Raw genomic sequence first — 23906 nt, 5'->3', positions numbered from 1 at the left:
GAAGGTCTGCCCATCAGGCGACGCAATAGCGAAGCATCATCCAGTGCGCAGGCACGAAAAAGGGGTCGCTGCGTAGGCACGAACGCAAGCTCAGCACGGCCGTGGATCAAGGCGAATGCTTGCTCGCGCTTCCAAGTACGGCGGCACATCCGTGAAGGCGTGCACGGTGCCGCGCCACGAGTCGTCGCCCCAGCCCCACACAAGGTTCGCCCTGACACCAACTACTCCTTCATTAGAAAACACGATGTACAAGTGCTCGGTCTCGAGTCGACGCCAGAAGGACATTGTAAAGGGCGAAGGTGCGTTCAACGGATATCCCCTCGCAAGGCGCTCGCCAGACTCGATCCCGACGGTTCCGAGTGAATCGAGCAAGACGATCACCGAAGGCGGGTTTGGCGACAGGCGTGGTCCGCTCCATCTGCTCAACGTCGTGGAGTAGCAGCCGACGACGTCTGTCGGTCGTTGCGTTGGGCCGAGCGGTGGGCGGCTTGGCGCACAGCTCGGCAACACAGCCAAGATGCACGAAAGTACAAATCGCAAACACGCTGAGTGCTTCGCAGGCGCAGGACACAATCGCGGCATTCGGCTCGCCGAGCGAAAGCGCAATGTCACGAGTTTCCGCCACAAGACGGGCCGTTATCGTCGACGGTTACCAGTAGCTCATGCACGTTGCCGCGCCCGTATGCGTCGTATACGACAACACTAAGGGTTCCCGTCGATGATACCACGTCAGTTATCGACGATCCAGAACCCGATGCGACGCCGCCCCACTGATAGGAAGCCGCAGGCACATTGCCGCTGATTACGGCGTTCCATGTACAGAACTCGTACGAGCGGACGGACGCTGGACCGTCGATCACCACCGAGATGTGGCGTCGGAACGCGCCTACTGTTGATCGCGTCTCGCTTAGAACGCGGGCGTTGTCCTCACTCTGAGCGCTACCCCGGACAGGGTTTGTGTCATCGTCGTTTGACCAGTGGTTCACGCGCGGCGCCGGTCCAACGACCGCCATAACCGTGCGGAATGAGTTGCTCGGAGCAACGAAACCGTGTCCGTACGCGAACGGCGACGTCGCAGGGTCATACGCCAGTTGATGCCGCGCACCTTGGAGATGCCCTATCTCATGCCCGAACGTGAAGTTTCCCGTAGCGCAAGCGTGGTGGACAACGGCAAATGCGCTCGTGTGGGTCGCAAGTATTTGGGATGCTAGGCCACACGCTTCGCCGTCATCCACCAGCAACACCGCGACATCTGCCAGATACTGGTCGCGCCAACCGTGCACGGCATCCATCACCCCATCCGCTGTAGCACGGAAGGCAGTGAGATGCTGATCGTGCGATTTTCCAAGTTCGCTGTACTGTACCTTTCCTGCGTGTACAAGTTGAATGAACAACGGGATTCCAGAATTCGCGTATCCAGTGTTTGTTTCGTCCACAGCAAGCTGAATGAACGATGCTGGCTCGAGGACGGCCGCTGTAACCGCTGAGGTGTATGCGACCATAACTGTCGTGGTGTCCGTCTGCGAAATACTGGCCGCCGTGCGACTTAGTCGGAGACTCGCTCTCTGGCTGCCGAATGCCGACTCGGACGCACTCAATACCAGACCTCCTGCGGTCGGGTCGATACCTCGGAGTGACGTCGAGTCGATTCTTCCGACCGAATCTGCGTCTAGAACGCCGCTGGCGGTTGGCTCCTCCGTCGGCAGGAGCCGGTAGTCGACGCGGGTGACTGCGTGAACTCCTCCCCCGACAGGCTCAACACGGTAGGTGTGCCGCCCCACTGTGGCGCTCGCGTACATGCCCAGACTTCCGAAGACAAGTTGAATCGTCTGTCCGGGGGAATCACCTTGCCCGCTCCATGACGTCCGTCCATCCGCATGAACGGTCATCGCATTCCTCGTGAACCCCACGATGCGGACGCTGTCTAGCGGAATCGTCACAGCAGTCGCGATTGCAATCGCGTTCGCCGTTGGCTCCTCGAAGCGCGCCAACTGGAGATCGACTACATGAGGCTGGGTGCGAATCCGCTCTATCCTCGTCGCTTGTTCAGGCGAGAGCGGAGCCGTCCCCTCGACCCTCAGCATTGCAAGCGAGTCCGCGATTGCCGCACGGAGTTCGTGTGGCGCCGAGCCTTCCGCCGAGCAGCCAGCCACCAGTGCCAGGGCGAGTAGAAGGGGGGGGGCGATTCTAAACATCACGGACCTCCGAGTTTTTCGAATCGATTGATTAGCGCATTGTTGGCAGAACCTCGCACGATGCTAGGATAGGCGCAAGTCCTGACGCAGTATTCTACGACGATCGGTAGCTCGCCCCTCTACCAGCATGACTACTTCGCTGCCCAGACACCGCTCTCCCTTTCTCGGTCGCTGTATGGGGCCGTACTAGCGCACCTGCGCCGCCGCTTGGTCGTCCCGCGCCGACGTGACCCACTTGAAGAAGATCACGCTGGTCAGGAGATAGAAGAACAGCCCGCCAGGGATCCACATGATGAGCCCGCCTAGGCGCTGGTCCTCGAGCGGCGACAGCCCCCAGAGCCGCGGCGAACTGGCGTAGGCCGGATACAGCACGTGATCGGCGTACACGATGAAGATCGAGACGATCGTCATCGGCAGCGTCATGACGAAGCTGTAGAGCATCTGCCCGGGGTAGCTGAGCCGCGGCAGCTCCGGCATCGGGCTCAGCATCGGCCACCACATCAGCACCGCGGTCACGAGGAACATGAGGTGCTGGATGATGTGCACCTCATGGTAGTACATCGCCGCGTTGTAGAGCGGTGGCAGGTGCCAGCCGGCGAGCACGAGGTTGAAGAGCGTGATCGCCGCCCGTGGCGTGGTCACGACACGCGCCGTCGCGTTCACCCAGCCCACCCGCAGGGCCGGCCGCAGCATCCAGCCCGGTGTGCCCATGAGCAGCAGCGGGGGCGTCACGATGGTGAGCACGAGGTGCTGCACCATGTGGCCCGTGAACAAGTAGTAGTCCGAGATATCGTGGATGGGCCCGTTCAGCGACAGGAACATGACCACGAGCCCCAGCGTGAACGACGTCGCCTGCCAGGGCGTGGGCCGGTGCTCGCCCCGATGCGCGCGCACGCGCAGGATCCACAGGGCCTGCAGGGCGAGCAGGCCGATGACCGTGGACCAGTGGACGGTGAAGCCGCCCTGGCTGAGGTCGACATTCGGGTGGAGGAACAGCTGCGGCAGGCCCATGGCTGAAAACTACTCGGGAGACGGAGGGCGTTCTGGGTGGGGAGTAGGGAGAGGGGCGCCGCGACGTCGTCGCGGCGCCCCTCGTGCCCACCGATCTGGCTGGCGCCTTAGAGCGCGAACTGCCCGAAGAGGAAGAGCAGCGCGACGATCGTGGCGCCGGCGATGATGAGCGGCCCGCTGAACAGCACCCGGAACAGCTTGTGGTCGAACTTGAGGTGCATGTAGAACAGGACGACGATGGCGAACTTGGCCGCCGACATCGCGATCAGCGACGGATTGAACAGCGGCGAGGCGACGAGGGCCGGGATGTAGTACGCCCAGACCTCGATGACCGTGATCACCGTGAGGATGACGAAGACCTTCAGGTACGTGTTGCCGCTCGGGTGCGCGTGGGCGGCGGCGTGCTTGTTGTCGTGTGCCATGTCGCTTGCTCCGCTCACTGGATGAGGTAGACGAGCGTGAAGATCACGATCCAGACGACGTCGACGAAGTGCCAGTAAAGCGCCGTGATGTCGACGAGCAGCTCGTCCCCCGGGCCTGCGAGGCCGCGCGTGCGGTCCACCCACAGCAACGACATCAGCCAGAGCACGCCGACCGTCACGTGCGCGCCGTGGAAGCCGGTGAGCGTGAAGAACGTCGAGCCGAACAGGTTGGTCTTGATCGTCAGGCCTTCGTGCACGAAGGCGGTGAACTCGTAGGCCTGGAAGCCGAGGAAGGTCGCGCCGAGGAAGGCCGTGACGCCGAGCCAGAGCTGCGAGGAGCGCTGGGCGCGCGTCCACCAGCCGGCGCCGGCGGGCAGCGGCACGCCCTTGAGCTGCACGGCCTGCAGGGCCAGCACCATCGCGAACGACGAGGCCAGCAGCACGAAGGTCGAGGCCGACGTGACGGGGATGTCGAGGATCGGCTTGAAGACCTTGCCCGCGGCGTCCACGTACTCCGTGTGCGGGAAGGGGCCGACCAGCGACTTGCCCTTGTAGATCAGGTACGTCGCGATCAGCGACGCGAAGAGCATGCACTCCGACCCGATGAACGCCCAGATGGCGATCTTCCGGTTGTCCAGCCCGGTCGTCGTGTAGTGATGGTGCACGTGGCCGTCCTCGTGACCGGCGGCGTGCGCAGCGGCAGTATGCGCAGACATCGTCAATAGCTCCGGTTTACTCGAGGGGGCTGGTGAGCCACAGGTAGAGGCCGACGGCCATCGCCGCGCCTCCGCCGATGGTGAGCGTCATCGCCACGGCGAACATGTCGTTGCGCAGGAAGAGCAGGCCGCTGAACATCACGACCATCATGAACGCCACGAACAGCGGCTTGGCGGTCGGCAACGGCATCGGGATGCCGAGTTCCTTGGCCGTGTGCCGCTCGGTCTCCTCGTGCACCGGCACGGCGTGCGCGTCGGTGATCGTCATCGCGTCGGCATGCGAGTGCTCGATGCCGGCGGTCTTCTCCGGGGCCTTGAGGTCCCAGAGCGGATAGCGCGACGTCACCTCGGGCAGCTGCGCGAAGTTGTACTCCGGCGGCGGCGAGGGGATGGACCACTCGAGCGTCGCCGCGCCCCAGGGGTCGTTGCCGGCGATCGCGCCGCGCGTGCGGCTGCGGACGAAGTTCCACACGAACACCGACGTCGCCACCACCAGCAGGTACGTGCCGTAGGTCGCGAGCAGGTTCCACAGGTCCCAGCCCTGGCCGGCGTCGTACGTATAGATGCGGCGCGACATACCGGTGAGGCCGCTGAAGTGCATCGGGAAGAACGTGAGGTTCATGCCGATGAAGTTCAGCCAGAAGTGCCAGTTGCCCAGCGTCTCGTCGAGATGCCGGCCGGTCATCTTCGGATAGTAGAAGTAGATGCCGGCGAAGATGCCCATGATCGAGCCGCCGAACAGCACGTAGTGGAAGTGCGCCACCACGAAGTACGTGTCCGTCTGCTGCAGGTCGGACGGCGGCGAGCTGTGCATCACGCCCGAGATGCCGCCGATCGTGAACATCGCGATGAGCGCGATGGCGAACTTCATCGGGACCGTGAAGCGGATCTCGCCCGCCCACATCGTCGCGATCCAGTTGAAGATCTTCACGCCCGTCGGGATCGCGATGAGCATCGTCATCAGCGAGAAGATCGAGTCCGCGACCGCGCCCATGCCCACCGCGAACATGTGGTGGGCCCAGACGCCGAAGCCGAGGAAGCCGATCATGATGCCCGAGTAGACCATCACGTTGTAGCCGAACAGCGGCTTCTTCGAGAAGGTCGGCAGCACCTCCGACACGAGGCCGAAGGCGGGCAGGATCAGGATGTACACCTCGGGGTGGCCGAACACCCAGAACAGGTGCTGCCACAGCAGCGGGTCGGCGCCGGCGGCGATGGCGTAGAAGTTCGTCCCGAAGAAGCGGTCCATCAGCAGGAAGAACAGCGCCACCGTGATCGGCGGGAACGCGAGGATGATCAGGAACTGCACCACGAACGACATCCACGTGAACATCGGCATGCGCATCAGGCTCATGCCCGGCGCCCGCATGTTGATGATCGTCGTGATGAAGTTGAACGCCGCGGCCAGCGAGCTCACGCCGAGGATCTGCAGGCCCAGCACCCAGAAGTCGATGTTGGGGCCCGACGAGAACCGGTTCGTCGTCAGCGGCGCATAGCCGAACCAGCCGCCGTCCGGCGCGACCTTGAAGAGGATCGGCATCGTGATGAAGATGCCGCCCAGCAGGTACACCCAGTACGAGAACGCGTTGAGCCGCGGGAAGGCGACGTCACGCGCACCGATCTGCAGCGGGATGAGATAGTTGAAGAACGCGGCCGAGAGCGGCATGACGGCGAGGAACACCATCGTCGTGCCGTGCATCGTGAACAGCTGGTTGTACGTCTCGGCGCTCACGAAGCCCATGTTCGGGCGCATGAGCTGCGTGCGGATCAGGACGGCCTCGAAGCCGCCGATCAGGAAGAAGATCAGTGCGGTCCAGAGGTACAGCGTGCCGATCCGCTTGTGATCGACCGTTGTGATCCAGCTCCAGATCCCGGTCTGCTCCGCCGGCGTGGACACCGAGCCGGCGTGCGTGGGGGCAGCAATGCTAGCCATTGGTCAGTTTCTCCCGGTCACTTGAGCGACCGCAGGTACGCCACGACATCGGCGATCTGCGCATCGGTGAGGCCCGCGGTGACGGGACCCTTGAGGATGGGGTCGTATTCGCCGACGCCGATCACGTTCATCTGCGCGCCCGGCTTCATCGCCTTGGCGTTCTTGATCCAGCGTGCGAGGTGCCGGTCGTCGTTCGGGAAGAGGCCGCCGCCCAGCGTGTGCCGGCTGGCGAAGTGCGTCAGGTTCGGTCCGATGTTGCTCAGCGCCATCGGGTTGCCGTTGATCGCGTGGCAACCGATGCAGCCACCCATCATGAACGACGTCTCGCCGCGCTTGGCATCGCCCTGCGCGAGCACGGCGTCGTCGAACTGCAGCCGCGCCGGCAGCGGCGTCTGCGGCATCACGTGCTCGGGCAGCTCGCTGGCCGGGAAGACGTACCCGAGGTCGGGAGACATCGCGGGCGCCGGCGGGGTGCCGGCGGCCGAAGCCACCGTCACAGTGGGAACCGCCGGCGCCGCGGTGGCTCGGGTCGAGTCGTGCGGAAGCGCCGGACGCGCCTGGTGCGCCACCCACGACGCGAACTCGTCGGGCTGCACCGTGAACATCCGGAACTTCATGTTCGCATGGCTCGCCCCGCAGTACTCGAGGCAGAAGCCGTTGTACGCATTCGTGCCCAGGTCCGCGTTCGGCGTGAACCAGAGCATGTTCGTCTTGTTCGAGATCAGGTCGCGCTTGCCGCCCATCTGCGGCACCCAGAAGGAATGCAGCACGTCCTTCGTGCGCAGCACGAAGTTCGCCGTGCGGCCCACCGGCACGTAGACCTCGTTGGCCGTCGTCACGCCGTACTCCGGGTAGTGGAACTCCCACCACCACTGGTGCCCCGTGACCTCGATCGTCAACGCCCCCGCCGGCGCCGGCGCCTGCGTCTGGAAGATCGTCTTCACCGTCGGCACGGCGATGAACGCCAGGATCACCGCCGGGATCGCCGTCCACGTGATCTCGAGCGCGACGTTGCCGTGGATCTGCTTCGCCTCCGGTCCGCCCGGACGCTTCCGGAAGCGGATGATCGTGTAGATCAGCGCAATCTCGACCACCACGAACACGATCGTCCCCAGCAGCAGGAGACGGTCCCACAGCCCATCGACGGCCGTGTTGAAATCCGTGGTGTGATTGAAGGTGGAGTTGGGAGCGGACTCCATTCCACCGCATGCGGTGAGCGCCAGGACCACCACTGCCGTGAGCAGGGCTGGTGCTGTCTGGCGCAAGCGCAGCATCGACATGATGTGTGTGGCTGGGGGGGATCGGGTCGGTCCGGGAATTGTCCGCGGACACGACCCGGAAAAGCTATCCCACCCTTTCGGGTGGGACAAGCGGAGCGGCCCCTATATTCCGCGTCTGGAATGGTTTAGGACCGAGCAGTCCCTGTGGCGGTCCTAGGACTGTCCATCTCTCGCAGGCCCGGCGGGCCCACGCTCACTCGGGCGCGAGCTCGATCGCCACCGCGTGGTCCTTCTTCACCTTCGCCGCGTTGATCTCGAGCGCCGTGCGAAGCTGCGCCACGGCCTCCCGCAGCACGCGCACCTTCCCCTGCTCGCCGCCCCCGCGCCCCATCGCCACGATCATCGCCGCGACTTGGTCCGCGATCAGCCCGAACTGCGCCTTCAGCTGCCCCTGCAGGTTCGTCGCGATGCGCTTGATCTGCCCGGGAATCACGCCGACGCCGCGGTTGTTCTTCACATCCACCGCCATGCGCTCCACCAGACCGTGGATCGTCTGCACGGTCAGCAGCGCCTCCTCGATCGTCTTCATCTTCTGCGTGCCCGCGCCGTCGAGCTTGATGCCTCCCATCGTCCCGCTCCCTGTTCAGTGACTCCCGCTGACCATCGCCGCGGGGTCCAACACCTCGTCGAGTTGCCGGCGCGTCATGAGCTTCTTCTCGATGACCAGCTCGGCCACTCCGCGCCCGCTCTCGAGCGCTTCCTTCGCCAACGCCGTGCATTGCTCGTAGCCCAACGCCGGCAGCAGCGCCGTCACGAGGCCGATCGAGCGCTCCACGTACTCGCGCATCACCTGCGGGTTGGCCTCGATGCCGACCACGCACTTTTCCCGCAGCACGCGCACCGCGTTGGTGAGCGCGCTGATGTTCCGCAGCAGCCGGAACGCGATGATCGGCTCGAACACGTTCAGCTGCAGCTGCCCCGCCTCGGCGGCCAGCGTCACCGTCACGTCGCCGCCGATGACGTCGAAGCAGACCTGGTTCACCGCCTCGGGAATCACGGGGTTCACCTTGCCCGGCATGATGCTCGAGCCCGGTTGCATGGCCGGCAGGCGGATCTCCGCCAACCCCGTGCGCGGACCGCTGCTCAGCAATCGCAGGTCGTTGCAGACCTTGCTCAGCTTCACCGCGCAGCGCTTGAGCACGCCGCTCACCTGCACGAAGCCGCCCGTGTCGCTCGTCGCCTCCACGAGGTCCGGCGCGGTGATCAACTGCAGGCCCGTCACCTGGCTCAGCTGCGCCCGCACCTTCTCCGTGTAGCCCGCCGGCGCCGTGATGCCCGTCCCGATCGCCGTCGCGCCCATGTTGATCTCGCGCAGCAAGGCCTTCGCTTCCTCGAGCCGGTCCACGTCCTCGGCGATCGTGTTGCCGAACGCCCGGAACTCCTGGCCCAGCGTCATCGGCACGGCGTCCTGCAGCTGCGTGCGGCCCATCTTCACATGCGGCGCGAACTCCTTGCCCTTCGCGCGGAACGCCTCGACGAGCCCGCGCATCTCCTGCTGCAGCGTGCCGATCGCGCTGTGGATCGCCAGGCGCACGGCCGTGGGATAGACGTCATTCGTGCTCTGCGCCAAGTTCACGTGCTCGTTGGGATGCACGCGCGTGTACGTGCCGCGCGGCACGCCGAGCAGCTCGCAGGCACGGTTGGCGATGACCTCGTTGGCGTTCATGTTCGTCGAGGTCCCCGCCCCGCCCTGGATCATGTCGACGCGGAAATGCTCGTGGTGGGTGCCCGCGGCGATCTCGTGGCAGGCCTTCACGATCGCTTCGGCGACGTCGGCGTCGAGCGTCCCGAGTTCGCGATTCGCCTTCGCGGCCGCTTCCTTCACCTGCGCCAGCGCGACGATCAGCTCCGGAAAGTCGTGCAGCGCCACGCCCGTGATCGGGAAGTTCTCGATGGCACGCAGTGTCTGCACGCCGTAGAGCGCCGCCTGCGGCACCTGCCGCACGCCCAGCAGGTCCTTCTCGTCACGCGTCGGCCCGCCGAAGCCCGCGGCGCGGTCGCGGCCAGAGAGCGTGGCGTCCGCGGCCTTGAGGCGCGCCGCGAGCACCCGCGCCGAACGCGCCAGCAAGGCGGCATGCAGCCGCGGCTGGTCCTTCAGCAGCGCCTCGAGCGCCCGCTTGCCGAACCGCACCGCCACCATCGGCGCGAGCACCGTGCCGTCGGTGTGGTGCGTGTCGTCCTGCAGCAGGATGCTCTCGCCGACCACATCGCCCGGTCCGAGCGTGGCGAGCCGGTGCGGCTCGCCTTCGCCCGTGAGCTCGATGGCGAGCGTGCCCTCGAGGATCACCCAGAAGGCTTGCCGCGGCTCGCCGTTGGAGAAGAGCTTCGCGCCGACGGGGTACTCGTGACGTTCGGCGACTTGCGAGAGGTGCCAGCGGAGCTGATCGGGGAGCCCCGCGAAGAATGGCGTCGTGCTGAAGTCCGGGGAGGTCATGCCCAAACTTACATCCCGGGCCCGGCCGTGAGACGTCGCACGAGCCGGTACATGAATTCGAGGCCCTGGTAGAACGCCTCGCTCTCGACCTGCTCGTTCATGCCATGCGCGTTGGGCGCGCTGTAGAAGAGGCCGCTCACGCCGTACACGGGAATGCCCGCCGCGCGGAAGTACGCGCCATCGGTGGCGCCCGTGCTCATCGTCGGGACCACCGGCACTCCGGGGAAGACTTCCTGCGTGGTGGCTTCGATGGCCCGCAACAACTCCGGCGTCAGCGGCGACGCCGGCGAGTTGGAGTCTTCGCGCTCGACGGTCACCTTCACCCCGGTGTCGTTCACCGCGGCGACGATGCGCTCCTGCACCTGCGCCCGCGTCTCTTCGGGCAGGATGCGGCAGTTCACGGTCGCGCGCGCGCGCTGCGGGAGCGCATTCATCGCGTGTCCGCCCTCCAACAGCGTCGCCACGCAGGTGGAGCGCAGGCGCGAATTGTTGGAGAAGTCGCGTGACACGATCGCCGCGGCCGCGGCATCGCGCTCGTTGGCCACCAACCGCCGCATCGCCGCGCCCGTCTCGCCGCCCAGGATGTCGGCCTGGCGCGTGAAGTAGGCGCGCGTGGTCTCGTTCAGGCGCACCGGCTGCTGGAGCTGCGAGAGACGGTCCAGCGCGCGGGCGAGCGAGTAGATGGCGTTGTCCGGGCGCGGGACGGAGCTGTGCCCGCCGGAATTCGTGGCCTCGAGGCGGAAGTTCACCACGTACTTCTCGGCGGCCTGCACGTCGTTCGAGATGCGCTTGCCCGCGTCCACCCGGCCGCCGCCGCCCTCGTTGAGCACGTAGGCCGCGTCCACCAACTCGCGTCGATTGGCCAACAGGTACTCCACGCCGTTCTCGGGACCGCCCTCCTCGTCCGCCGTCAGCGCCACGATGATGTCGCGGTCCGGCACCACCCCCTCAGCCTTCATGCGGAGCAGCAGCGTGAGGTGGATGGCGCTCTCGTCCTTGTCGTCCGCCACGCCGCGGCCATAGAACTTGCCGTCGCGCTCGATGAACTCGAAGGGCGGCAGCGTCCAGTCGGCCGGATTCGCCTCGACCACGTCGATGTGCGAGAGCAGCAGGATCGGCTTGAGCGAGCGCGAGCGGCCGCGGTAGCGCACGATCAGGTTGCCCTTCCGCGGGGCGTTCTCCACGACGACCACGTCTTCGCGCGGGAATCCGGCGGCGAGCATGTGCCGCGCCATCGCGTTGGCCGCATCGACCGTGCTGCCGGTGGAATGCGTCGTGTTGATCTCGACGAGTTCCTCCAACAGGGCGCGGGCCTGCTGCTCCCAGCGCGTCAGTTGCCGACTCTGCGCGGCGAGCGGCGTCGCGGTGGCGGTCGCGAGGGACGCCGCGCAGGCGACGAGGAGGACGAACGGGCGGAATCGGAGCGGCATCGGAAGTCCGGTGAAGGGCGGGCGCTGTGGTGAACGTCGCCGGAACGGGCTACGATATGCAAGACCACCGTCCACCCTGGAGCTGTCGTGAGCACCACCCGTCGCGATTTCCTGACCACCTCCGCCGCCGCGGTCGCCGCCGCCGCCCTTCCCTCCGTCGCGCAGGCTGGCGATGCGCCCCTGGGCGCACCCGCGCTGGTCGGACTCGGCGACTCGGCGCTGCGCGCGCGGCCCTGCGTGGTGTCGTCGTCCAACGGCATCCGCGGCGTGAAGGTCGCCTTCGACCAGATCGTCGCCGGCGGCGACACGCTGGACGCCATCATCGCCGGCGTGAACATCCAGGAACTGGATCCCGAGGACACATCGGTCGGGCTCGGCGGCTTGCCCAACCGAGACGGCGTCGTGCAGCTCGACGCCAGCTGCATGCACGGCCCCACCAAGCGCGCCGGCGCCGTGGCCTGCCTCGAGGACATCGCCACGCCCAGCTTGGTGGCGAAGGCGGTGATGGACTACACCGACCACGTGATGCTCGTCGGACAGGACGCACGGCGTTTTGCCATCGAGATGGGATTCCGGACGCAGAACCTGCTCACCGAGAAGACGAGGCAGGAGTGGCTGCGCTGGCGCGCCCGGCTGAATCCGAACGACAGCTTCCTCGACTACGATGGCGACGTCGCCATCAAGTTCACGACCGGCACGATCAACATGAACGCCGTGAACGCCGCCGGCGACCTCAGCTCCGTGACGACGACCAGCGGCATGGCGTGGAAGGTCCCCGGCCGCATCGGCGACTCCCCGATCGTCGGCGCGGGGCAGTATTGCGACAACACGGTCGGGGCCGCCGGCTCGACGGGCCGCGGCGAGGCGAACATCAAGACCTGCGCGTCGTATCAGATCGTCGAGTTCATGCGCAACGGCCTCTCGCCGCGCGACGCGGCGCTGCGCACGCTGGAGCGCGTGGTGGCGATGACGGAACGCCGCCTGCTCGACGACCGCGGCCGGCCGAAGTTCGACCTGCAGTTCTATGTGGTGCACAAGGACGGCCGCTATGCCGGCGCGTCGCTGTACGAGGGCTCGGACTTCGCCGTGTGTGACGAGCGGGGCGCACGCACCGAAGACTGCGCGTTCCTGTATCGGCGGAGTGAGCGGCCGCGATGAACGGCAGTTGGAAGTAGTGAGTGGTGAGTTGGGAGCGGAATCAGTCGAGTCGTTCTCTCCCAACTCCCAACTCCCAACTCGTAACTGCAGTTCAGCGCAAAACCCTACGACTGCGTCCTAAACCGGTTCGCCGTCCCCGCCACCCCTTCCGCCGCCGCGACCAACGAGTTCGCCACCGCCGCGATCTCCTCGGTGCTCGCGCTCTGTTCCTCGCTGGCCGCCGCCACGTCCTGCATCGAATCGGCGAATGCCTGCGTCCCCTGCGACAGCGACGAGAGCTTCTCGGTGATCTCCTTCGCGAGCGACTGCCCGGCTCCGGCTGAGGACGCCATCGCCGACACCCACTGCTCGCCGTCGGCGACCGCGCGCTCGACCTGCGTGAACGCCTGCCGCCCGCGCGCCGTCGCGCCGCGTACGGCCTCCACCGCGCCACGCGCCCGCAGGCCGGTGGCCCCTGCCGTCTCCATCTGCGCGATCAGCGCCTTCATGAGCTGATCCGTCTTCTCCGCGGCCTCGGCGGTACCCTGCGCCAACCGCCGCACTTCGTTGGCGACGACGGTGAAGCCCTCGCCGTGCTCGCCGGCCCGCGCCGCTTCCATGGCCGCGTTGAGGGCGAGCAGCTTCGACTGCCGCGCGATCTTCTGCACCAGCGCCACGAAGGCGCGGATCTCGTCCGACGCCTGCGCCAGCGCTTCCGTCGCGCGCGCGCCCTCCTGCACATCCGTCGCCAACTCGTCGAGGCGTCGCGCGCTTTCGTCAAGCAGGCCGGCGTTCTCCGTCGCCAGCGTCTTCAGCCGATTGTTGCGCGCCAAGCCATCGGCGGCGCCGCCGGACACGCCCGCCGCCAGCGCCGCGAGCCGGGCCGCGTCGGCATTCAGCGCGCGGATCGTCTCCGCCATCTGCGCCGACTCATGGCTCAGCGTGCTCGCCGTTTCGGCGATGCCACTCGCCGCCTGCGCCATGTGCTCCGTGCTGGCCGTGATCTCCGCGGCTCGAGTCGACGTCGCGCTGGCGTTCTCGCGGATCAAGGTGGCGAGCTGCCGCAGCGTCGCCGTCATGTCGACCATCGCGCGGCCGAGGCGGCCGAGCTGGCCGCCGGCGTTGGCAGCATCCGGGGCCTGCGTGAGGTCACCCGAGGCGATGGCTTCCGCCACATCCGCCAGGCCACGCAGCTGGTTGCCGACGATGGGCGAAATGATCAACCGAAACACCAGCGCCGAGGCGGCGACGGCGACGGCGACGAGCAGCGCGATCAGCCACCAGAGCGAGCCGGCGGTCGCTGCGTCGCGGAGATTCCCCCAGCCCATCCCGAGCAACAGCACCACCGCCAGCGTGCCGAAGATGGCACTCCAGTCGGCCAGGCGGTCGATGATGTGCGTCTGCACCCGCTCCGGAGCGGCTGGCGGCGAGTTGGAGGCCGTTCCCGGGGGGGCTAGATTCAAGGGATTCCTTTCAACAGACGATGACTGCATCGGTTCCGGAGCCGATCGGGTACGACCCGACGGCGATTGAGGCACGGTGGCGCGAACGGTGGGCCGAGCGTGGCACGCACCGCACCGACATCGCGCACGGCGAGCGCCCGTTCTACGCGTTGATGATGTTCCCCTACCCGTCGGCCGAAGGCCTGCACGTCGGGAATCTCTTCGCGTTCACTGGTTGTGATATCTATGCACGCTTCCAGCGCCTGCAAGGCCACACGGTCTTCGAGCCGCTGGGCTACGACGCCTTCGGCATCCACTCCGAGAACTTCGCCCTGAAGGTCGGGCGGCATCCGATGGAGCTCATCCCGAGCAACATCCGGAACTTCCGCCGCCAGTTGGATCGTGCCGGACTGATGGTCGATTGGTCGAAGTCGGTGGATACCACCGACCCGAACTACTACAAGTGGACGCAGTGGGTCTTCCTGCAGCTCTACAAGCAGGGCCTGGCGTACAAGAAGGCGGCCGCCGTGAACTGGTGCCCGTCCTGCAAGACCGTGCTCGCCAACGAACAGGTCGAGGGTGGCGCCTGCGAGCGCTGCGGCACGATGGTCGAGCAGCGCTTCCTCGAACAGTGGTTCTTCAACATCTCCAAGTACGCCCCGCGGCTGCTGGAGAACCTCGACACGCTCGATTGGTCCGCCACGACGAAGCAGGCCCAGCGCAACTGGATCGGCCGCTCGGACGGCGCGCGCCTGCGCTTCCCGGTGCTCGATCCCCTCGCCGACGCCGGCAGCTCGGCCGTTTCCGTCACGGCGGAAGTGCGCACCGGCGGCACGACGATCGAAGTCTTCACGACGCGCCCCGACACGATCTTCGGCGCGACGTATCTCGTGCTCGCCCCCGAGCACCCGTTGGTGGATGCGCTCACGACGCCGATGCAGGACGGCGCGGTGCGCGCGTACCGCGCGCGCGCGGCCAAGCAGGACTTGGTGAGCCGCAAGACGAGCAAGGAGAAGACCGGCGAGTTCACGGGCTCCTACGCGGTGAATCCCGCCACCGGCGAGATGATCCCGATCTGGATCGCGGACTACGTGCTCATGGAGTACGGCACCGGTGCCATCATGGCCGTGCCGGGTCACGATGAACGCGACTTCGAGTTTGCCACGAAGTTCGAGCTGCCCATCGTGCGCGTCGTCGCCGGGGAAGGCCAGACGGCCAAGACGCCGCTCGGCGAGGCAGCCTACGTGGGCGATGGCGTACTCGTGAACTCCGGGCAGTTCGATGGCTTGAGCGTCGATGAGGCGAAGGTGAAGGTCACGGCCTGGCTGGCGTCGCGGCACGCCGGTGACGCCGTGACCAACTATCGCCTGCACGACTGGTGCATCTCGCGCCAGCGGTACTGGGGCCCGCCGATCCCGATCGTCTACTGCGACAGCTGCGGTACCGTGCCCGTGCCGGAGTCGCAGCTGCCGGTGCTGCTGCCGAACATCCCGGACTTCAAGCCGGACGACTCGGGCATTTCGCCCTTGGCGCGCCACGAGGAGTGGTACCACACGCCCTGCCCGCAGTGCGGCAAGCAGGCGCGTCGCGAGACGGACGTCAGCGACACCTTCTTGGATAGCGCCTGGTACTTCCTGCGCTACCCGAGCGTGGGCCGCGACGATATCGCCTTCGACGCGGCGACGACGAAGAAGTGGCTGCCGGTCACCACGTACATCGGCGGCAACGAGCACGCGGTACTGCACCTGCTGTACTCGCGCTTCATCACGATGGTGCTGCACGACGGCGGCCTGCTCGACTTCGAGGAGCCGTTCACCAAGTTCCGCGCGCACGGCCTCATCATCCGCGAAGGCGCGAAGATGTCGAAGTCGCGCGGCAACGTGGTGAACCCCGACGAGTACATCGACAAGTGGGGCGCGGATTCCTTCCGCACCTACCTGATGTTCCTCGGGCCTTTCGAGGAAGGCGGCGACTTCCGCGACTCCGGCATCAGCGGCGTGAAGCGCTTCCTCGACCGCCTCTGGATCGCCGTGCGCGACCGCGACGAGTCGGCGGCCGCGGACGCCGAGGTGATGCGCAAGCTGCAGGCGACGATCAAGAAGGTCGGCGAGGACGTGCCGGCGCTGAGCTACAACACGGCGATCGCCGCGATGATGGAATACATGAACGTGCTCCGGAAGGGCGAGCGCACGCCGGCCCGCGCCGAGGTGGAGCCGCTGGTGCAGCTAGTCGCGCCGTTCGCGCCGCACATCGCCGAGGAGCTGTGGGCGATGCTTGGCCACGCGACGAGCGTGTTCGACTCGCGCTGGCCGACCTTCGATGCGTCGCTGCTCGTGAGCGACGAGATCGAGCTGGTCGTGCAGGTGGGCGGCAAGACGCGCGGCAAGGTGCTGGTGCCGAAGGACGTCACGCAGGACGCCGCGCTCGCGGCGGCCAAGGCGGATCCGGCCATCGGCAAGTTCATCACCGGCGAGCCGAAGAAGGTCATCCTCGTGCCGGGGCGGTTGCTGAACGTCGTGGTGTAGCGAACTGCGGCCACAGAGGCGCAGAGACACAGAGGATTGCGCTGGTTCGAGAACCGCAAGTGCCTGGGGGTCCGCACCGCGGTATCGGTGCGGACCCCCAAGTACTTGTATCGAACTTCGCACAGCCGACCGCGAGGCACGCAAAGCTCCGTGCCTCCGTGTCTCTGTGGCAAAGCAGTTCACGCCACCGCGAGGACCTCGCGCTCCAACCGCGCGTAGCTGGTCTCCATGCCGACCGTCATGCCCGTGCCGAGCACCATGTCACGGATCTCCTTGCTCGGATACGTGATCACGAGACTCAGCAAAGTGCCGGTCGGAAGTGCCGTCAGCGTCATCTCGTTGCGCGTGCCCGGTCCGTCCATGCCCATCATCTGCTCGCTGGTCACCGCACGGTAGGGCGCCGTCGACTCGAGCAGTTCGCCCGTGAAGCCGAAGCGCTGCGCCTTGTCGTCGGACTCCCACTCGTAGCGGTACGACTGCCCCACCCTCGTCGCGACTTCGCAGACCGGCATCGTCCAGCCATCGGGGCCGAGCAACCAGCGCTGCATCAATGCCGGCTCGTGATGCGCGCGCCATACCTGCTCCACGCTGCCGCGGATGACGCGACTGATACGCACCTGCGTGTCGCTGAGGATCTGCGCGTCCACCGTGCGATCGGCCGCAAAGGCCTTCAGGTCCGCCAGGACCGCGTCGATCTGGCCCATCGCCGACTTCGTGCCCTCGATCATGCCCATCTTCACCAGCTGTTCCATCGCTTCGAGGCTCGGGAAGTGCGTCACGCTGGTGTAGCGCGCGCCCTGCTTCGTGCGCTCGAAGCGGAACGACATCCGCATCGTCGGCATCGCCGCGTTGCGGTTGCCGTCCTCGTCGGCGAAGCCGTCTTCCATCTCCATCAAGGCGTACGGATCGACGCGCATGAACTTGAACCAGCCGCGCGACATCTCGCCGTTTGGGCCCGTCATGTAGTAGTGCGACTCGCCGCCGGGATACACCTCGTGCCGCGTAAACGTCGCCGGCCACTGCTCGGGGCCCCAGAAGCGCTCCAGCTGCCGCGGGTCCACATACGCCTCCCACAGCCGCTCCAGCGTGCAGGGATAGTCCGCGACGATGGTCAGCGTGAGCGTTTCGGGATCGGACGAAACTGACGAGATCGGCATAGTTACCTCTTCGGAGGACGGGGCTCGGCGAGGATCGCGTCGAGCTGGCTGAAGCGCTCGAACCACAGGCGTTCGAGCTGTTGGAGCAGCGTGCGCGCCTGCGCCAGCCGCTGGGGATTGCCGCGCACGATGCGCTCGCGGCCCTGCGCCTGCTTGGTCACCAGCCCCGCCTCCTCCAGCACGGCCACGTGCTTCTGCACGGCCGCCCAGGACATGTCGTAGCGCTCGGCGAGCACCGACACCGACGCCGGCTCGCCGGCCATCAGCCGCGCGACGATGTCGCGCCGCGTGCGGTCGGCGAGGGCCCGGAAGAGCTGGTCGAGCTCGTCCTCGGAAGGAGATATACGTGCAACCATTCGGTTGTACGTTACCGCCGCCCTACATTTCGCGCAAGACCCCGCCTGAGGAGCCCCGATGCCCGCCCATACCCACTACCTCTGGTTCAACACCAACCGACGCCAGGAGATCATCGACATCACCGACGAGGTCGCCGAGCAGCTGCAGCTCAGCGGCATCCGCGAAGGCTTCGCCTTGGTCTCCGCGATGCACATCTCCGCCTCGGTCTTCGTGAACGACCACGAATCCGGGCTGTGGCAGGACATCCTGCGCTGGCTCGAGGAGCGCATCGCGCCCTGGGACCCGACGCGCTACCGGCACAACGAGACCGGCGAGGACAACGCGGCGGCGCACCTGCGCTCGCTCACCGTCGGCCATGAAGTCATCGTCCCGATCACCGACGGCCGGCTGGACCTCGGCCCCTGGCAGCGCGTGTTCTACGGCGAGTGGGACGGACAGCGCCGCAAGCGCGTGATCATCAAGTTGCTGGGAGACCGGTGAAGTACTCCGGCGCCTGCTTCCACTTGATGTTGCAGCCGATGCTCGGCACCTGCGGTTCGGGCACCGCTGCGCCGGCGAGCACGGCATCGAGCGCGGCGCGCAGGTCGGCTCCGGTGACCGGGAGGTCGTTCTTCGGGCGCGACGCATCGAACTGCCCGCGATACGCCAGCAGCAGGTCGCGGTCGAAGAGATAGAAGTCCGGCGTGCACGCGGCGCGGTACGCCTTCGCCACCGCCTGCGACTCATCGTACAGGATCGGGAACGTGTAGCCGCGCTCGCGGGCCTCGGCGGCCAGCGCCTCGGGCGCATCGTCCGGATACGCCGTGGCGTCGTTCGACGAGATGCCGATGACCGCCACGCCGCGCGCCTGGTACTCCTGCACCAGCGTCGCCAACGCCGGCGCCACGTGCTTCACGTACGGGCAGTGCGCACAGAGAAAGACCACCAGCGTGGCGGGCGCCCCGGCGAACTCACTGAGCGCGACGTGACGGCCATCCTCGACGCGCGGCAGCGAGAAGTCCGGCGCCTTCGTGCCCAGTTCCAGCATCGTGCTCGCAGTACGTACCATTTGTGCTCCGGGATGAACTGAGAACTACTCTACCACGAAGACACGAAGGCACGAAGGATATCCTTCGTGCCTTCGTGCCTTCGTGGTGAACGCCTTACGAAACCGTCTGGCGGATCAGGATCCCACGCTTCCCGAGCTCCGTGACGTACGCATCGCCCGGCATGCACTCATCGGGCGTGTGCACGCCGTTCGGCTGCACCTTGCCCATGGCCTGCAGCTGCCCGGTGATCGACAGCGAGTAGCCCGTCGTGCGCATCATCGCCGAGATGCCGTGCTTGGCGTCGTAGCGATCCACGAGCTCGAACGTATGCGTCTGCGGCCTGCCGCCCGTCGTGCCCTTCACCACCACGCGCAGCGCGACGAGATCCGGCGAGTCCTTCTTGAACAGCCGCGGATGCATCTGCGCGATCGCCACGTCGCGGGGCGAGACCTGCTGGCCCTTCACGTCCACCGGCGCCAGGTCGATCAGCCCGAGCTCGCGGATCGCTTCCATGATCTTCGCGTGTCCGGGATAGCGCAGCGTCTTGTACTCCATCTCGGGAATCTTGCCTTCGTATCGATGGGCCATCGTCGAGAGGCCGCCCGCCGTGTGGAAGGCTTCCAGCTCACCCACCGGCGACTCGAAATGCACCGGCTCGATCTCGCTCAGCGCCGTGACCTGCACGCGCTTCTTGTCGCGCACGATCCAGCTGAGCGTCGTGTAGTAGTCCAGCACGCCTTCGATGGAATACACGATCTGGTACTTGAGCGGACCCTGGGGATCCTGCGGCAAGCCACCCACGTAGATGCGCACCGACTGCGTCTCGTCGAGCCGGTCGATGCCCAGCTGCGCGAGGATGTTGACCATGCCGGGCGCGAGCCCGCAATCGGGCACGACGGTCACGCCCTTCGCCTTCGCCGCCGCGTCAAGCGTCTTCTGGTCCTGCACGATCTCGGTGTTGCCGCCGAGGTCGCAGAAGTGCGCGCCGGCCGCGATCGCGGCCTCCGTCATCGGCTTGTTGAAGTAGTACGGCAGCGCGCACATCACCGCCTTCACGCCGGCCATCGCCTGGGCGACGGCCGCGGCGTCCTTCACGTCCAGCGTGATGAGCTTCAGGCGCTCACCGCCCACGTAGGGCTGGAGGAACTTCGGCAGGTGGTCGACGGATTTGTCCGCCAGGCGCACTTCGGTGATCGCGTCGTTCTGCAGCAGGTCGTATGCACAGGCGGAGCCCTGAAGGCCCGCGCCGAGAACTAGCATCCGCATCGTGGGGGTCCCGGATGGAGGTACTTTCTGGACAGCCTCCAAATCTACCGGATTTCCCCTCTGATTTTCACCCCACCATGGCCGACTGGCAGCAGCACCTCCTGACCTCCGACGCCGCCATCGGCGACCTCCTCGGCCGCGTGCGCAGCATCGCCGTGCTCGGCATCAAGACCGCCGATTCCGGCGCACCGGCCTTCTACGTGCCGGAGTACGCGCAGCGCGCCGGCTACAAGATCCACCCGGTGCCCGTCTACTACCCCGAGGTTACCGAGATCCTCGGCGAGCCCGTCGTGCGCAGCGTGCGGGCCATCGACGACCGCGTGGACCTCGTGAACGTGTTTCGCCGGCCGCAGGACATCCCGCAGCACCTCGATGACCTCCTCGCCGCGCGGCCGCGTGCGGTGTGGTTCCAGCTCGGCATTCGTCACGACGGCGTCGCGGAGGAACTCGCGCGCAATGGTATCGACGTGGTGCAGGACAAGTGCCTCATGGTGGAGCTGAGTAACCGCGGCCGCTGAGGCCTCATGCAACCCTGCCCCTATTTGACGAGCGCGTAGGAGCCGTCGCGTCCGGCCACGAAGATGCGGTCCGCGCCAACGACCGGACGACCCGAATAGACAGTGGGTGGGGCGCCGAACACCGCCGGCGTCTGCCACAGCAGTCGACCGGTTGCCGCGTCGTAGGATGCGTAGCGATAGCCGTGGTCCACCCATACGCTGCCGTCGGCGATGAGTGCCGGAGATGGTGACCCTCCGTTCTCGGTGTAGCGCCAGATCTCTCGACCATCCACGGGATCGTAGGCAACGACGAGGCCGCGGTCAGCGATACTCGTCACGACGAACACACCACTGCCGGCCGCCGCGTACCGGCTGTCGCCCAAGCCGGATGTCACGTCATGCACGCGCGGTGCGACCCATCGAACTACACCAGTGGACAGCTCGAAGGCGAAGACCCGGCCGTCCTCCTGGGCCTGGATGGCGACGTCACCCATCGACGCCGCGTGTCCGAAACATGCAGAGCCCTGTCCGGGAAGCTCTGGCTGAAAGTCGTAACGCCACCTCACGCTTCCATCGGCGGTGTTGAGTGCCCACAGAGTCCCACGTGACGGACCGTCGAGGGTTCGCGAACAGACGAGCAGCAGGCTATGGTGGAGCGTCGGGCGCAGTGCGCCGACTGAGACCTCCCCCGTCTTCAAATCGACAATCCAACGCGCCGTGCCAGACCCCGCTGCAACGGCGTGGATTTTTCCGAGCCGGGAGGCAGCGTAGACGGTTTGGCTATCGGCGGCAATTGTGCTGTAGCCGGTCTCGTCCAATTCTGGGTCGACGTATGTCCATGCCGGTTGACCGGACGTGGTGTCGAACGCATAGAGGTCCACACGGGGCGCCACGACCACGTGGGCGCTGCGCACGAGATTCCAACTCGCGCCGTTCTGTCGTGGAACCCCGCCTGACCGATCCCAGACGACGTGGCCGTCCGTCGCACGAATCTTCTGCAAACGATACGCCGAGTTCAGGAAGTAGACCATCGAGCCATCTGCATTCGCGACAGGCTCGTGTGGTCTTGCATCCGCGCCGGACGGTACCCGCCATAACACGCGCGGGTCGCCGTCCGTGCCAACGGGTGGCATTGGATCCCGGCACGAAAAGCCGAGCGCTGCCCCCGTCGTGAGCAAGAGAATCCGGCTACTGACTCTCACAGTTTGCGTTCTCGGTACCCACACTCACGAAGATGGAAGTCGAGGCGCTGGCGCCCTGTCCGTTGCTGACGAGCAGCGAGAGAGTAAAGCTGGATTGGACGCTTAGGAGAATCTCCGGCGATGCGCTTACGACTGCGCCGTCGACGCTCCACTGGAACGCGGCATCCGGGATGTTCGTGGCCGCTGACCAGCTACAGATGTTGCCGCTACGCGCGAGGGTAGGCCCGTTTATGCTCGCGACGTACGTTGGCGGGGGCGGTCCATCGCGAATCGGAATCTCGAATCGCTCGTTCAGTACTGCGAAGAGCGCGTCCGACACAGCTGCTGACCTGAGCTGCTTCGAGTGCGAAATTCTCCCAGGCAGCTCAATCTGAAGAGTCCCGCTAGGATAGGCCGCCGAGAGGTGAGGTACCAGCCCATCGCTTGGAAACGCCTCAAGATACGTGCCGTAGAAACCGGTGTTCTGGTCAAGGACCCTACTGTAGCTAACAAGCGTACCGGTTAGGGTCTGCCACCAATAATCGAGATCTATGAGTGCAGCGGCGCCATCAACCCAGAGCCATGCATTTGCCTGGAGAAAGTAGTCCCAGTGGTCACGGTAGTACTGATATCCCGAGATGTAGGACGCAATAGCAAGTTCCTGCGCGATCTCCCACGCCTCGGGCTCCTCGGTGAATAGGTCGAACATCGCCCCGCTAGGCGGAGTGAACGTGCGGATCCCGACGCGCTGCGCGACGGTCGCCTCCTCTTGTGTGAGGTTCGAAGACGAGTTCAACATCTGAGTAGCAGTGGATCCGACCGCGAGATCGTACACTACTGGCGCCGCGACGTATGTTCCGGCCTCAAGCACTAAGCAGAAGCCGGCAACAGGGCAGAGCAACGCGTCGATCACGTTGACCAACCAAATCAGCGGGTAAGACACCCAGTACGCCCAGTCAATGACGGAGGGCGCCTCGATGTCATTGAGCGAGTAGTAGCGGACCGGGTCTAGCAGCCGGTCCAGGATGAACTGGGATATCGAAATCGTGGTCCCGCTGAGCCAGTTATTGGCAAGCGGAGCTCCAAAATGAGGCGTTCCGACCGTCACCGCATGGCGCACGCGGCCGTCGCCCCTGCGGTACTCCCGGGTCACCAACCCGCCGTTGCTGTGCGCCACGAATGGCATCCGACGTGCGAAGCTCGCCGTCAGAGGATTTGCGTTCAAGATGCCCGACAACTGCGTAGCCTGCTCTCCCTCCGTTCGCGCCCAGTTGAGACTCGGAATCACGGGCGCAACGCGGAGCCGCTGCTGCAGGTTGCTCGCGATTCCCGTCCACACCTCGGCACTAGAGTTGATGCCGTGCACAAACACGACGGCCGTGTCCTGCGCCTGCAGGGCCGCTCCGGAGAGCGCGAGCAAGCAGAGGGAGCGGATTGCGAGAGCGGCGAATGCGCTCAATCCGAAGCGGCGCATTGTCATTGCCCTCCAAGGAGACGCGGATTCCGGTACACGAATGTCATGACTCTCGGGGCGTCGCTAGCCCGTTCGGGATACCGCGTCACGCGCTCGGAGCTCAGGACCCGAACCCCCGGATGGTACTCGCTGAACCTGCGCTCGATGAGGGTATGCAAGCGGCCGTCGCGCATCGCTCGAGTCTCCACGATCGCTCCGACCGACTCATCAAACACGATTTCAGTTCGGTCGCCTGCCGACTGACGCGAGAATCGAAGCCGTGCCCCGCTCCGCTGCCCCTGCCCTCCGGCACGAGCCAGCGCCGCTGAGACGCGTACGCCAGACTGCGCCGTAGCGAGGTACTGATCCAGCCAAGCGCGGCTGGTGTCACCGGGCACCGATGTTCCACGCGAACCGGGTGCAGGAAGCGTCGGAACCGCTG

General features: G+C 66.1%; 20 protein-coding genes. 4 read left to right on the top strand and 16 right to left on the bottom strand.

Annotation, left to right across the window (positions count from 1 at the left end; translation table 11 throughout):
• Positions 1–608: 608 nt before the first annotated feature.
• From Strain318_RS01475 to Strain318_RS01435, 9 genes are all read right to left on the bottom strand, one after another.
• The gene (locus Strain318_RS01475) at positions 609–2195 is read right to left on the bottom strand and encodes a M12 family metallo-peptidase (RefSeq protein WP_367886764.1); all 1587 of its coding nucleotides are present in this window, start codon (positions 2193–2195) and stop codon (positions 609–611) included.
• 186 nt (positions 2196–2381) lie between these two features.
• Positions 2382–3206, bottom strand: a complete 825-nt coding sequence (locus Strain318_RS01470) for a cytochrome c oxidase assembly protein (RefSeq protein WP_367886763.1) — start codon at positions 3204–3206, stop codon at positions 2382–2384.
• Between the two features lie 107 nt (positions 3207–3313).
• Positions 3314–3628, bottom strand: a complete 315-nt coding sequence (locus Strain318_RS01465; protein WP_367886762.1) for a cytochrome C oxidase subunit IV family protein — start codon at positions 3626–3628, stop codon at positions 3314–3316.
• Between the two features lie 14 nt (positions 3629–3642).
• Positions 3643–4344, bottom strand: a complete 702-nt coding sequence (locus Strain318_RS01460; protein WP_367886761.1) for a cytochrome c oxidase subunit 3 — start codon at positions 4342–4344, stop codon at positions 3643–3645.
• 16 nt (positions 4345–4360) lie between these two features.
• Positions 4361–6277: a cytochrome c oxidase subunit I gene (ctaD, locus tag Strain318_RS01455; protein ID WP_367886760.1), complete on the bottom strand. Its 1917-nt coding sequence runs from the start codon at positions 6275–6277 to the stop codon at positions 4361–4363.
• Between the two features lie 17 nt (positions 6278–6294).
• Positions 6295–7551 (bottom strand): cytochrome c oxidase subunit II, encoded by a 1257-nt coding sequence (coxB, locus tag Strain318_RS01450; RefSeq protein WP_367886759.1) that lies wholly within the window; start codon positions 7549–7551, stop codon positions 6295–6297.
• Between the two features lie 199 nt (positions 7552–7750).
• Positions 7751–8125 (bottom strand): hypothetical protein, encoded by a 375-nt coding sequence (locus Strain318_RS01445; RefSeq protein WP_367886758.1) that lies wholly within the window; start codon positions 8123–8125, stop codon positions 7751–7753.
• Between the two features lie 15 nt (positions 8126–8140).
• Entirely contained in the window at positions 8141–9991 is a 1851-nt protein-coding gene (locus tag Strain318_RS01440) for an aspartate ammonia-lyase (RefSeq protein WP_367886757.1), read from the bottom strand.
• A gap of 8 nt (positions 9992–9999) precedes the next feature.
• Positions 10000–11421, bottom strand: coding sequence for a M20/M25/M40 family metallo-hydrolase (locus Strain318_RS01435; protein WP_367886756.1), 1422 nt, complete (start codon positions 11419–11421; stop codon positions 10000–10002).
• 87 nt (positions 11422–11508) lie between these two features.
• Between Strain318_RS01435 and Strain318_RS01430 the strand changes: the two genes are divergently transcribed.
• Complete coding sequence (locus Strain318_RS01430) at positions 11509–12579, top strand: N(4)-(beta-N-acetylglucosaminyl)-L-asparaginase (protein ID WP_367886755.1); 1071 nt, start codon at positions 11509–11511, stop codon at positions 12577–12579.
• A 104-nt stretch (positions 12580–12683) separates the two neighbouring features.
• Here the strand turns inward: Strain318_RS01430 and Strain318_RS01425 are convergent, their stop codons facing one another.
• On the bottom strand, positions 12684–13964 hold the full coding sequence (locus Strain318_RS01425; protein ID WP_367886754.1) for a methyl-accepting chemotaxis protein: 1281 nt from the start codon (positions 13962–13964) through the stop codon (positions 12684–12686).
• A gap of 77 nt (positions 13965–14041) precedes the next feature.
• On the opposite strand from Strain318_RS01425, the gene leuS reads away from it, so the two are divergent.
• A complete protein-coding gene (gene leuS, locus Strain318_RS01420; RefSeq protein ID WP_367886753.1) occupies positions 14042–16525 on the top strand; it encodes a leucine--tRNA ligase in 2484 nt (827 codons plus the stop codon).
• Positions 16526–16704: 179 nt separating this feature from the next.
• On the opposite strand, the gene Strain318_RS01415 is transcribed toward leuS, so the two are convergent.
• Complete coding sequence (locus tag Strain318_RS01415) at positions 16705–17682, bottom strand: SRPBCC family protein (protein ID WP_367886752.1); 978 nt, start codon at positions 17680–17682, stop codon at positions 16705–16707.
• A 2-nt stretch (positions 17683–17684) separates the two neighbouring features.
• Complete coding sequence (locus Strain318_RS01410) at positions 17685–18038, bottom strand: ArsR/SmtB family transcription factor (RefSeq protein WP_367886751.1); 354 nt, start codon at positions 18036–18038, stop codon at positions 17685–17687.
• Positions 18039–18096: 58 nt separating this feature from the next.
• On the opposite strand from Strain318_RS01410, the gene Strain318_RS01405 reads away from it, so the two are divergent.
• Positions 18097–18519 carry a secondary thiamine-phosphate synthase enzyme YjbQ gene (locus Strain318_RS01405; RefSeq protein ID WP_367886750.1) on the top strand — a complete coding sequence of 141 codons (423 nt, stop codon included), beginning with the start codon at positions 18097–18099 and terminating at the stop codon, positions 18517–18519.
• Here the strand turns inward: Strain318_RS01405 and Strain318_RS01400 are convergent.
• Together Strain318_RS01400 and Strain318_RS01395 are read right to left on the bottom strand one after the other, a co-directional pair.
• Entirely contained in the window at positions 18497–19087 is a 591-nt protein-coding gene (locus tag Strain318_RS01400; RefSeq protein ID WP_367886749.1) for a thioredoxin family protein, read from the bottom strand. The genes Strain318_RS01405 and Strain318_RS01400 overlap by 23 nt on opposite strands.
• Positions 19088–19181: 94 nt before the next feature.
• Positions 19182–20327, bottom strand: coding sequence for a saccharopine dehydrogenase family protein (locus Strain318_RS01395; protein ID WP_367886748.1), 1146 nt, complete (start codon positions 20325–20327; stop codon positions 19182–19184).
• An 83-nt stretch (positions 20328–20410) separates the two neighbouring features.
• Here Strain318_RS01395 and Strain318_RS01390 point away from each other — a divergent pair, with 83 nt between their 5' ends.
• Positions 20411–20851 carry a CoA-binding protein gene (locus Strain318_RS01390; protein ID WP_367886747.1) on the top strand — a complete coding sequence of 147 codons (441 nt, stop codon included), beginning with the start codon at positions 20411–20413 and terminating at the stop codon, positions 20849–20851.
• A gap of 20 nt (positions 20852–20871) precedes the next feature.
• Here the strand turns inward: Strain318_RS01390 and Strain318_RS01385 are convergent, their stop codons facing one another.
• Positions 20872–21963, bottom strand: a complete 1092-nt coding sequence (locus Strain318_RS01385; RefSeq protein ID WP_367886746.1) for an outer membrane protein assembly factor BamB family protein — start codon at positions 21961–21963, stop codon at positions 20872–20874.
• Between the two features lie 55 nt (positions 21964–22018).
• Positions 22019–23485 carry an esterase/lipase family protein gene (locus Strain318_RS01380; RefSeq protein ID WP_367886745.1) on the bottom strand — a complete coding sequence of 489 codons (1467 nt, stop codon included), beginning with the start codon at positions 23483–23485 and terminating at the stop codon, positions 22019–22021.
• Between the last annotated feature and the right edge of the window lie 421 nt (positions 23486–23906).

It is taken from the genome of Pseudogemmatithrix spongiicola (genome assembly GCF_030623445.1).
GTDB classification, from domain to species: domain Bacteria; phylum Gemmatimonadota; class Gemmatimonadetes; order Gemmatimonadales; family Gemmatimonadaceae; genus Pseudogemmatithrix; species Pseudogemmatithrix spongiicola.
The sequence above is the reverse complement of the archived record's forward strand: the minus strand, read 5'-3'. Positions and strand labels throughout refer to the sequence as shown.

Coding starts and splice junctions, on each gene's coding strand:
- Strain318_RS01475 (WP_367886764.1), bottom strand. CDS start 2,195: ATGTTTAGAATCGCCCCCCCCCTTCTACTCGCCCTGGCACTGGTGGCT.
- Strain318_RS01470 (WP_367886763.1), bottom strand. CDS start 3,206: ATGGGCCTGCCGCAGCTGTTCCTCCACCCGAATGTCGACCTCAGCCAG.
- Strain318_RS01465 (WP_367886762.1), bottom strand. CDS start 3,628: ATGGCACACGACAACAAGCACGCCGCCGCCCACGCGCACCCGAGCGGC.
- Strain318_RS01460 (WP_367886761.1), bottom strand. CDS start 4,344: ATGTCTGCGCATACTGCCGCTGCGCACGCCGCCGGTCACGAGGACGGC.
- ctaD (WP_367886760.1), bottom strand. CDS start 6,277: ATGGCTAGCATTGCTGCCCCCACGCACGCCGGCTCGGTGTCCACGCCG.
- coxB (WP_367886759.1), bottom strand. CDS start 7,551: ATGCTGCGCTTGCGCCAGACAGCACCAGCCCTGCTCACGGCAGTGGTG.
- Strain318_RS01445 (WP_367886758.1), bottom strand. CDS start 8,125: ATGGGAGGCATCAAGCTCGACGGCGCGGGCACGCAGAAGATGAAGACG.
- Strain318_RS01440 (WP_367886757.1), bottom strand. CDS start 9,991: ATGACCTCCCCGGACTTCAGCACGACGCCATTCTTCGCGGGGCTCCCC.
- Strain318_RS01435 (WP_367886756.1), bottom strand. CDS start 11,421: ATGCCGCTCCGATTCCGCCCGTTCGTCCTCCTCGTCGCCTGCGCGGCG.
- leuS (WP_367886753.1), top strand. CDS start 14,042: ATGACTGCATCGGTTCCGGAGCCGATCGGGTACGACCCGACGGCGATT.
- Strain318_RS01415 (WP_367886752.1), bottom strand. CDS start 17,682: ATGCCGATCTCGTCAGTTTCGTCCGATCCCGAAACGCTCACGCTGACC.
- Strain318_RS01410 (WP_367886751.1), bottom strand. CDS start 18,038: ATGGTTGCACGTATATCTCCTTCCGAGGACGAGCTCGACCAGCTCTTC.
- Strain318_RS01405 (WP_367886750.1), top strand. CDS start 18,097: ATGCCCGCCCATACCCACTACCTCTGGTTCAACACCAACCGACGCCAG.
- Strain318_RS01400 (WP_367886749.1), bottom strand. CDS start 19,087: ATGGTACGTACTGCGAGCACGATGCTGGAACTGGGCACGAAGGCGCCG.
- Strain318_RS01395 (WP_367886748.1), bottom strand. CDS start 20,327: ATGCTAGTTCTCGGCGCGGGCCTTCAGGGCTCCGCCTGTGCATACGAC.
- Strain318_RS01390 (WP_367886747.1), top strand. CDS start 20,411: ATGGCCGACTGGCAGCAGCACCTCCTGACCTCCGACGCCGCCATCGGC.
- Strain318_RS01385 (WP_367886746.1), bottom strand. CDS start 21,963: ATGCCACCCGTTGGCACGGACGGCGACCCGCGCGTGTTATGGCGGGTA.
- Strain318_RS01380 (WP_367886745.1), bottom strand. CDS start 23,485: ATGCGCCGCTTCGGATTGAGCGCATTCGCCGCTCTCGCAATCCGCTCC.